Origin of the sequence: Nitrogeniibacter mangrovi (genome assembly GCF_010983895.1) — a bacterium.
Classification (GTDB): domain Bacteria; phylum Pseudomonadota; class Gammaproteobacteria; order Burkholderiales; family Rhodocyclaceae; genus Nitrogeniibacter; species Nitrogeniibacter mangrovi.
The window spans coordinates 3531626-3541145 of record NZ_CP048836.1; the positions used below are offsets into that span (position 1 = coordinate 3531626).

At 60.6% G+C, this 9520-nt stretch carries 15 protein-coding genes; all 15 read right to left on the minus strand.

Features of this window, described 5'->3' with window-relative positions:
• Positions 1 to 49: 49 nt before the first annotated feature.
• On the minus strand, positions 50 to 319 hold the full coding sequence (gene rpsQ, locus G3580_RS16365) for a 30S ribosomal protein S17 (protein WP_173767294.1): 270 nt from the start codon (positions 317 to 319) through the stop codon (positions 50 to 52).
• On the minus strand, positions 316 to 510 hold the full coding sequence (gene rpmC / locus G3580_RS16370; protein WP_173767296.1) for a 50S ribosomal protein L29: 195 nt from the start codon (positions 508 to 510) through the stop codon (positions 316 to 318). Before rpmC ends, rpsQ begins: the two co-directional genes overlap by 4 nt.
• 2 nt (positions 511 to 512) lie before the next feature.
• Positions 513 to 926, minus strand: coding sequence for a 50S ribosomal protein L16 (gene rplP / locus G3580_RS16375; RefSeq protein ID WP_173767298.1), 414 nt, complete (start codon positions 924 to 926; stop codon positions 513 to 515).
• Entirely contained in the window at positions 926 to 1702 is a 777-nt protein-coding gene (gene rpsC, locus G3580_RS16380; protein ID WP_173767300.1) for a 30S ribosomal protein S3, read from the minus strand. The genes rplP and rpsC overlap by 1 nt, the downstream gene beginning before the upstream one ends.
• Before the next feature lie 9 nt (positions 1703 to 1711).
• On the minus strand, positions 1712 to 2041 hold the full coding sequence (gene rplV, locus G3580_RS16385) for a 50S ribosomal protein L22 (RefSeq protein ID WP_173768861.1): 330 nt from the start codon (positions 2039 to 2041) through the stop codon (positions 1712 to 1714).
• A 12-nt stretch (positions 2042 to 2053) separates the two neighbouring features.
• A complete protein-coding gene (rpsS, locus tag G3580_RS16390; protein ID WP_173767302.1) occupies positions 2054 to 2329 on the minus strand; it encodes a 30S ribosomal protein S19 in 276 nt (91 codons plus the stop codon).
• Positions 2330 to 2339: 10 nt separating this feature from the next.
• Positions 2340 to 3164 (minus strand): 50S ribosomal protein L2, encoded by an 825-nt coding sequence (gene rplB / locus G3580_RS16395; RefSeq protein ID WP_173767304.1) that lies wholly within the window; start codon positions 3162 to 3164, stop codon positions 2340 to 2342.
• Positions 3165 to 3171: 7 nt separating this feature from the next.
• A complete protein-coding gene (rplW, locus tag G3580_RS16400) occupies positions 3172 to 3477 on the minus strand; it encodes a 50S ribosomal protein L23 (RefSeq protein WP_173767306.1) in 306 nt (101 codons plus the stop codon).
• Complete coding sequence (gene rplD, locus G3580_RS16405) at positions 3474 to 4094, minus strand: 50S ribosomal protein L4 (RefSeq protein WP_173767308.1); 621 nt, start codon at positions 4092 to 4094, stop codon at positions 3474 to 3476. Before rplD ends, rplW begins: the two co-directional genes overlap by 4 nt.
• Positions 4094 to 4729 carry a 50S ribosomal protein L3 gene (gene rplC, locus G3580_RS16410; RefSeq protein WP_173767310.1) on the minus strand — a complete coding sequence of 212 codons (636 nt, stop codon included), beginning with the start codon at positions 4727 to 4729 and terminating at the stop codon, positions 4094 to 4096. The genes rplD and rplC overlap by 1 nt, the downstream gene beginning before the upstream one ends.
• Positions 4730 to 4837: 108 nt before the next feature.
• Positions 4838 to 5149, minus strand: a complete 312-nt coding sequence (gene rpsJ / locus G3580_RS16415; RefSeq protein WP_173767312.1) for a 30S ribosomal protein S10 — start codon at positions 5147 to 5149, stop codon at positions 4838 to 4840.
• A 52-nt stretch (positions 5150 to 5201) separates the two neighbouring features.
• Positions 5202 to 6392: an elongation factor Tu gene (gene tuf, locus G3580_RS16420; protein ID WP_173767314.1), complete on the minus strand. Its 1191-nt coding sequence runs from the start codon at positions 6390 to 6392 to the stop codon at positions 5202 to 5204.
• 33 nt (positions 6393 to 6425) lie between these two features.
• On the minus strand, positions 6426 to 8519 hold the full coding sequence (fusA, locus tag G3580_RS16425) for an elongation factor G (protein ID WP_173767316.1): 2094 nt from the start codon (positions 8517 to 8519) through the stop codon (positions 6426 to 6428).
• Between the two features lie 104 nt (positions 8520 to 8623).
• Positions 8624 to 9094, minus strand: a complete 471-nt coding sequence (gene rpsG, locus G3580_RS16430) for a 30S ribosomal protein S7 (RefSeq protein WP_173767318.1) — start codon at positions 9092 to 9094, stop codon at positions 8624 to 8626.
• A gap of 33 nt (positions 9095 to 9127) precedes the next feature.
• A complete protein-coding gene (gene rpsL, locus G3580_RS16435) occupies positions 9128 to 9505 on the minus strand; it encodes a 30S ribosomal protein S12 (protein ID WP_173767320.1) in 378 nt (125 codons plus the stop codon).
• Positions 9506 to 9520 lie beyond the last annotated feature (15 nt).

Here is a 9520-nt window from a genome sequence, read left to right on the forward strand (position 1 = left end):
CGGAATTATAGGGGCTTGACAACGCTTTGCCAAGCCCCCGACATCATTTTCAGATGATTCGCGCTTTTTCCACGACGCGGGAGACGCGCCAGGACTTGGTGCGGGAGATCGGACGGCACTCCTGGATCTCAACCGTATCGCCCGCACCCGCCACGCCGTCTTCGTCGTGAGCATGGTACTTGGCGGAACGGATGATGACCTTCCCGTAGAGCGGGTGCTTGACGCGGCGCTCGACGAGCACCGTGACCGTCTTCTGCATCTTGTCGCTGACGACTTTGCCGTACAGCGTACGGGTCGCCTTAACCGTTTCCTGACTCATTGCTGGACCGCCTTTTCACGCAACAGGGTACGGACACGCGCGATGTCGCGGCGCACCTTGCCCAGTTGGCTGGTATTGTTCAACTGCTGGGTCGCATGCTGCATGCGCAGGCTGAACTGGGCCTTGAGGAGCTCCAGCAGTTCCGTGTTCAGTTCTTCGACGCTTTTCGCGCGGAGTTCACTTGCGTTCATGATTACCCCACATGCCGCGTGACAAAGGTGGTCGCGAACGGCAGCTTGGCGGCCGCAAGGCGGAAGGCCTCGCGCGCCAGCGATTCGTCCACGCCATCCATTTCATAGAGCACCTTGCCCGGCTGAATCTCGGCGACCCAGTACTCCGGGTTGCCCTTGCCTTTACCCATCCGGACTTCGGCAGGCTTGCGCGAAATCGGCTTGTCGGGGAAGACACGGATCCAGATGCGCCCGCCACGCTTGATGTGTCGGGTCATCGCACGACGTGCCGACTCGATCTGGCGCGAGGTCAGGCGGCCACGGCCGGTGGCCTTCAGACCGAACTCCCCGAACGACACCTTGGCGCCGCGCGTCGCCAGGCCGGTGTTACGGCCCTTTTGCTCTTTACGATATTTTCTGCGTTTCGGCTGAAGCATTATTCACTCCTGCTCTCAGCGCCGCCTTCCGTGCGCTCGGCGTCACGACGACCACCACGGCGGGCACCGCGACCTTCGCCGTCACCGCGACCACGACGGTTGCGACGCGGTTCGTTTTCAGTTTCGCCGGCAGCGGGCTGCTCGTTGCGGCCCAGCACCTCGCCCTTGTACACCCACACCTTGATGCCGATGATGCCGTAGGTCGTCTTGGCCTCGGAGACACCGTAATCGATGTTGGCGCGCAGGGTGTGCAGCGGCACGCGACCCTCGCGATACCATTCGGTACGCGCGATCTCGATGCCGTTCAGACGGCCGGCGCTCATGATCTTGATACCCTGGACACCGAGGCGCATGGCATTCTGAATGGCGCGCTTCATGGCACGACGGAACATGATCCGGCGCTCGAGCTGCTGCGCGATTGAATCGGCAATCAGCTGGGCGTCGGTTTCCGGCTTGCGCACTTCCTCGATGTTGACGTGCACCTGCACGCCCATCATCTTCTGAAGCTCGGCCTTGAGTTTCTCGATGTCCTCGCCCTTCTTGCCGATCACCACGCCCGGGCGTGCCGAGAACAGGGTGATGCGTGCATTCTTGGCCGGTCGCTCGATCAGGACGCGACCCACGGATGCATGCGCCAGGCGCTTCTTCAGAAAATCGCGTACTGCCAGATCGTCTGCCAGAGTTTTCGCGAAGTCCTTCTTGTTTGCATACCAGCGCGCCGTCCAGTCACGCGTGACGGGGAGGCGGAAACCGGTAGGATGAATTTTCTGTCCCATAAGTCCCCCTTAGTCACCCACCGTGACGAACACGTGGCAGGTCGGTTTCAGGATGCGGTTGCCACGGCCTTTCGCCCGCGCGGTGAAGCGCTTGAGCGTCATGCCTTCCTCAACGTGAATGGTTTTCACCTTGAGGGCATCGATGTCCGCACCGTCGTTGTGCTCCGCGTTGGCAATGGCGGACTCGACCACCTTCTTGATGATCTTGGCGCCCTTTTTCGGCGAAAAGGCGAGGATGTTCAACGCCTGCTCGACGGACTTGCCGCGAATCTGATCAGCCACCAAGCGCCCCTTCTGGGCACTGAGCCGCACACCGCGGAGAATGGCTTTCGTTTCCATTTCCATCACTCCTTAGCGCCTGGCCTTCTTGCTGTCGAGATGCCCCTTGAACGTCCGCGTCAGGGCAAATTCGCCAAGCTTGTGGCCAACCATGTTTTCGGTCACGAACACCGGCACGTGCTGACGACCGTTATGGACAGCGATGGTCAGACCGATGAAATCCGGCAGGATCGTGGAGCGACGCGACCAGGTCTTGATCGGACGCTTGTCATTGCTTACCCGCGCCGCATCCACCTTTTTCAGAAGGTGCGCGTCGATGAACGGGCCTTTTTTCAGAGAACGAGTCATCTGTTATCCCTTAACGCTTGCGGCGCTGAACGATCATGGAACTGGTGCGCTTGTTCCGACGGGTGCGATAGCCCTTCGTCGGCTGACCCCACGGGCTCACCGGATGGCGACCACCGGAAGTCCGGCCCTCACCACCACCGTGCGGGTGGTCGATCGGGTTCATGACCACGCCACGAACCGTCGGACGCACGCCACGCCAGCGCTTGGCGCCGGCCTTGCCGAGCTTGCGCAGGCTGTGTTCGCCGTTGCCGACTTCACCCACGGTGGCACGGCATTCGACATGCACGCGACGGATCTCGCCGGAGCGCAGACGCAACTGAGCGTAACTGCCTTCACGCGCCAGCAACTGCACCGAGGCACCGGCAGAACGCGCCAGCTGAGCACCTTTGCCCGGCTGCATTTCGATGCAGTGGATCACGGTACCGACCGGAATATTGCGAATCGGCAGAGCATTGCCCGGCTTGATCGGCGCTTCCGAACCGCTCATGATCTGCTGCCCGACCTCCAGGTAGCGCGGCGCAACGATGTAGCGACGCTCACCATCGGCGTAGCACACCAGCGCGATGTGCGCCGACCGGTTCGGATCGTATTCGATACGCTCGACCGTCGCCGGAATATTGTCCTTGTTGCGACGGAAGTCGACCACACGGTAGTGCTGCTTGTGACCACCACCCTGGTGGCGCACAGTGATGCGGCCCGCATTGTTGCGGCCAGCACGCTTGCTCTTTTTCTCAACGAGACCGGCAAAGGGCTTGCCCTTATGCAGATCCTTGTTGACGACCTTGACGACAGCACGACGGCCAGCGGAGGTCGGTTTGACTTTTACCAACGCCATGACTCAATCACTCCCCTGCCGCAAAGTTGATTTCTTGGCCGGGCTGCAGGCACACAAACGCCTTCTTCCAAGCCTTGCGCCGACCCATGATGCGGCCGAAGCGCTTCTCCTTGCCCTTGACGTTGGCGATCTGAACCGATTTCACCTTGACGTCGAAGAGCTGTTCGACCGCCGCCTTGACTTCCGGCTTGGTCGCATCGGAAGCCACACGGAACACGATCTGCTCGTTCTTGTCGGCAACGTAGGTTGCCTTTTCCGAGATCTGCGGGGCGAGCAGCACCTGGAGCAGACGCTCTTGCTGAAGCTGGCTCATTGCCACACCTCCTGCATCTTGGCCAGCGCACCCTTGGTCACGACGACCTGCGGGAAACGCACCAGCGACACCGGATCCGCCTCGGAAACATCCAGCACCAGCACATCGCGCAGATTGCGCGACGACAGGAACAGGTTTTCGTTCAGATCATCGGTAATCACGAGAACCGACTCCAGCCCCATGCCCTTGAGCTTTCCCGCCAGGAGCTTGGTCTTGGGAGCCTCGAGCGAGAAATCCTCAACCACACTGATACGCCCCTGACGCGCCAGCTCCGACAGGATCGAAGCAACACCCGCACGGAACATCTTGCGGTTGATCTTCTGGCTGAAGTTTTCGTCCGGGGTGTTCGGGAAGATCTTGCCACCCCCACGCCAGATCGGGCTGGACGCCATACCGGCACGGGCGCGACCCGTCCCCTTCTGACGCCACGGCTTGCGCGTGGATTTCTGCACCTCGGCGCGACCCTTCTGCTTACGATTGGCAGAACGGGCATTGGCCATGTAGGCCACCACCACCTGGTGCACCAGCGCCTCGTTGAATTCGCGACCAAACAGCGCGTCGGAAACCTGAACGGTTTCTGCGGACTGACCTTGGTCGTTAAGAAGCTTCAGTTCCATCACGCCCCCTTCACGGCCGGTCGCACGACCACATTGCCGCCCTTGGCACCCGGAACCGCACCCTTGATCAGCAGCAGCTGACGCTCGGCGTCCACACGGATGATTTCGAGGTTTTGCGTCGTGGTGCGCACAGCACCGAGATGACCCGCCATACGCTTGCCCGGAAAAATGCGACCAGGATCCTGCGCCTGACCGATGGAGCCGGGCGCACGATGCGACAGGGAGTTACCGTGCGACGCACGGTTGGACGAGAAGTTGTGGCGCTTGATCGCACCGGCAAAACCCTTACCGATGGACGTCCCCACAACGTCGACTTTCTGGCCGACCTCAAAGAGCTCAACCGTCAGCGCGTCACCCGGCTTGACATCCGGCAACGCATCGACACGAAACTCCTGGAGCAGACGACTGGCTTCAACACCCGCCTTGGCAAGATGACCGGCGAGCGGCTTGCCCACACGGCTAGCCCGGCGCTTCCCAAAGGCCACCTGAACGGCCACGTAGCCGTCGGCTTCCTCGGTCTTGATCTGGCTAACGCGGTTGTCGGACATGTCAAGCACCGTCACCGGGATGGTTTGACCATCCTCGGCAAAAATGCGAGTCATGCCGACCTTGCGACCAACAAGGCCTAGACTCATTTTATTCTCCTAAACCCGGTTACGATTGACCGGGACCGATATTAATTTGCGCGAAAAACGCAAAGGCCGGATTATACCGGCCTGATTGCGCCAAACACAAGCCCTTGATTACTGCAACTTGATTTCCACATCGACGCCCGCGGGCAGGTCGAGCTTCATCAGGGCATCCACGGTCTTGTCCGTCGGATCGACGATATCCATCAGGCGTTGATGGGTGCGAATCTCGAACTGGTCACGAGAGGCCTTGTTGACATGCGGCGAACGCAGCACGTTGTATCGCTCGATGCGCGTCGGCAGGGGCACGGGGCCACGAACCACGGCGCCGGTGCGCTTGGCGGTGTCCACGATTTCGATTGCCGACTGGTCGATCAAGCGGTAGTCGAAGGCCTTGAGGCGGATGCGGATTTTCTGGCTTTGCATGATTTTTCCAAAAAGAGCAAGGGCGGCCGACCAAGGCCGCCCGGTAACGGGATTACTCGATCACCTTCGCCACGACGCCGGCGCCGACGGTGCGGCCACCTTCGCGAATGGCAAAGCGCAGACCTTCTTCCATGGCGATCGGGGCGATCAGCTTCACGGTGATCGACACGTTGTCGCCCGGCATGACCATCTCGGTGCCTTCCGGCAGCGCGATCGAACCGGTCACGTCCGTGGTACGGAAGTAGAACTGCGGACGGTAGTTGTTGAAGAACGGGGTGTGACGACCGCCCTCTTCCTTCGACAGCACATACACCTCACCGGTGAAGTGCGTGTGCGGGGTGATCGAACCCGGCTTGGCCAGCACCTGGCCACGCTCGACGTCTTCACGCTTGGTACCACGCAGCAGCACACCCACGTTGTCGCCTGCCTGACCCTGGTCCAGCAGCTTGCGGAACATTTCCACGCCCGTGCAAGTGGTCTTGACGGTGTCCTTGATGCCCACGATTTCCAGCTCGTCGCCCACGGTCACGATGCCGCGCTCGACACGACCGGTCACCACGGTGCCGCGACCGGAGATCGAGAACACGTCTTCGATCGGCAGCAGGAACGGCTTGTCGATGGCGCGCTCCGGGGTCGGGATGTAGCTATCCAGCGCAGCGGCCAGTTCGAGGATGGCCGGCTCGCCAATCGGCGACTGGTCACCTTCCAGGGCCTTCAGCGCGGAACCCTTGATGATGGGAATGTCGTCACCCGGGAACTCGTACTTGGACAGAAGTTCGCGAACTTCCATCTCCACCAGCTCGAGCAGCTCTTCGTCATCGACCATGTCGCACTTGTTCAGGAACACGATGATGTACGGCACGCCGACCTGACGGGCCAGCAGGATGTGCTCGCGGGTCTGCGGCATCGGGCCGTCAGCGGCCGAGCACACCAGAATCGCGCCGTCCATCTGCGCCGCACCGGTAATCATGTTCTTCACGTAGTCGGCGTGACCCGGGCAGTCCACGTGCGCGTAGTGGCGCGTCTCGGTCTCGTACTCGACGTGCGCGGTGTTGATCGTGATACCACGCGCCTTCTCTTCCGGCGCGCTGTCGATCGCAGCGTAATCCTTGGCTTCACCACCGAACTTGGCGGTCAGCACCGTGGTGATCGCGGCCGTCAGCGTCGTCTTGCCATGGTCAACGTGACCAATCGTGCCAACGTTCACGTGCGGTTTCGTCCGCTCAAACTTTCCCTTAGCCATTGTTGCTTCCTTGATTTCCTGAAATATCGAAAATTACTTGGCGTTAATCACTGCATCGGCGACGTTCTTCGGCGCCTCGGAATAGTGCTTGAACTCCATGGAATACGTCGCCCGCCCCTGCGTCAGCGAGCGCAGAGAAGTGGCATAACCGAACATCTCGGCCAGCGGCACCTCAGCGCGAATGCCTTTCATGTCCCCAGCAATGTCGTCCATGCCCTGGACGATGCCGCGGCGACCCGAGAGGTCACCCATCACGTTCCCCATGAATTCTTCCGGCGTCTCCACTTCGACAGCCATCATCGGCTCAAGCAGCACCGGGCTGGCTTTGCGCATGGCATCTTTGAACGCCATCGAGCCGGCCATCTTGAAGGCGTTTTCGTTCGAGTCCACGTCGTGGTAGGAACCGTCGAACAGCGTCACCTTGACATCGACCACCGGGAAGCCGGCGAGCACACCATTCGGCAACGTATCCTGGATACCACGATCCACGGCCGGGATGTATTCACGCGGCACGACACCACCCTTGATGGCATCGACGAATTCGTAGCCCTTGCCTGCCTCGTTCGGCTCCAGCTTGATCCAGACGTGGCCGTACTGACCGCGACCGCCGGACTGCTTGACGAACTTGCCTTCCTGCTCGACGGTCGAACGAATGGCTTCGCGATAGGCCACCTGAGGAGCGCCGACATTGGCTTCGACGTTGAACTCACGCTTCATACGATCGACGATGATCTCGAGGTGCAATTCACCCATACCGGAGATGATGGTCTGACCGGACTCTTCGTCGGTACGCACGCGGAAGGACGGATCCTCCTGAGCCAGACGCGACAGGGCGATACCCATCTTTTCCTGATCGCTCTTGGTCTTCGGCTCGACGGCGACGTGAATCACCGGATCCGGGAACTCCATGCGCTCGAGAATGATCGGCGCCGAGGGATCGCACAGGGTTTCACCCGTCGTCACTTCCTTCAGGCCCACGGCCGCAGCGATGTCGCCGGCACGCACTTCCTTGATTTCCTGACGATCGTTGGCGTGCATCTGCAACAGACGGCCAATCCGCTCTTTCTTGACCTTGACGGAGTTGAGCACCGTATCGCCGGAATTCACGACACCGGAATAGACGCGAATGAAGGTCAGCTGACCCACGAACGGGTCGGTCATCAGCTTGAACGCCAGCGCCGAGAATTTCTCCTCGTCGCTCGACTTGCGCACCGCCTCGTTGCCATCGTCGTCAATGCCATGCACCGGCGGCACTTCCGTCGGATTGGGCATGAACTCGATGACGGCGTCCAGCATACGCTGCACACCCTTGTTCTTGAACGCGGTACCACACAGCATCGGCTGAATCTCGCAAGCGATGGTGCGCTTGCGCAGGCCCGCAACGATCTGCTCTTCGGTCAGCTCGCCACCCTCGAGGTAGGCATCCATCAGCTCTTCATCAGCCTCGGCAGCCGCCTCGACCATCTGCTCACGATACTCTTCGGCCTTGTCGGCCAGCTCCGCAGGAATGTCGACGTAGTCGAACTTGGCCCCCATGGAAGCCTCATCCCAGATGATGGCCTTCATCTTGATGAGGTCGACCACCCCCTGGAAGTGCTCTTCCGCACCGATCGGCAGCACGACAGGCACCGGGTTGGCCTTCAGGCGCGTCTTCATCTGCTCGACGACCTTGTAGAAGTCGGCACCCTGGCGATCCATCTTGTTCACGAACGCAAGGCGCGGCACCTTGTACTTGGTCGCCTGGCGCCACACCGTCTCGGACTGCGGCTGAACACCACCCACGGCGCAGTACACCATGCACGCCCCATCAAGCACGCGCATCGAGCGCTCCACCTCAATGGTGAAGTCCACGTGCCCCGGCGTGTCGATGATGTTGATGCGATGCTCCGGCAGGGACAGATCCATACCCTTCCAGAAGCACGTCGTGGCCGCCGACGTAATCGTGATACCGCGCTCCTGCTCCTGCGCCATCCAGTCCATGGTGGCCACGCCATCATGCACTTCACCGATCTTGTGATTCACACCGGTGTAGAAAAGGATACGCTCGGTCGTCGTCGTCTTGCCGGCGTCGATGTGCGCGGAAATACCGATATTGCGGTAGCGCTCAATGGGAGTTTTGCGGGCCACGGTAGTTGTCCTGCCTAGTTAAATTGCACGAAATGCGCAATTTTCGAACCAATCGATGACAAAAAGTCGAGCCCCACCAAGGGCTCGACCCAAAGATGTACAGCTCAGAAGCGGTAGTGCGAGAAGGCCTTGTTGGCCTCCGCCATACGGTGCACTTCTTCACGCTTCTTCATGGCGGCGCCACGCCCTTCGGCAGCCTCAAGCAGCTCACCGGCCAGGCGCTGCGCCATGGATTTTTCGGCGCGCTTGCGGGCGGCCTCGCGCAGCCAGCGCATGGACAGCGCCATGCGGCGAGAGGGACGCACTTCAACCGGCACCTGGTAGTTCGCACCACCGACGCGACGGCTCTTGACCTCGACGACCGGCTTTACGTTGCCCAGGGCCGTGGAGAACACCTCCAGCGGATCCTTGCCGGACTTGCTCGAAATGACATCGAAAGCGCCATAGACGATGCGCTCGGCAACAGCCTTCTTCCCGGCCTGCATGATGACATTGATGAACTTGGAGACGTCCTGGTTACCGAATTTCGGATCCGGGAGCACCTCACGCTTGGGAACTTCGCGACGACGCGGCATAACAACCCCTTCAGATTCTTATTGAACCAACAATCAAGCTTGCTTCGGACGCTTGGCGCCATACTTGGAACGCGACTGCTTGCGATCCTTGACGCCCTGCAGATCGAGGGAACCGCGCACGATGTGATAGCGCACACCCGGCAAGTCCTTCACACGACCACCACGGATCAGCACCACGGAGTGCTCCTGCAGGTTGTGCCCCTCACCACCAATGTACGAGATGACCTCGTAACCGTTGGTCAGGCGAACCTTGGCCACCTTTCGAAGCGCGGAGTTCGGCTTCTTCGGCGTCGTGGTGTAGACGCGGGTGCACACGCCACGCTTTTGCGGGCAGGCTTCCAGCGCCGGAACGTTGCTTTTCACAACGGCGGATTTCCGCGGCTTGCGGACGAGCTGATTGATTGTTGGCATAGCTTGAGAATTTCC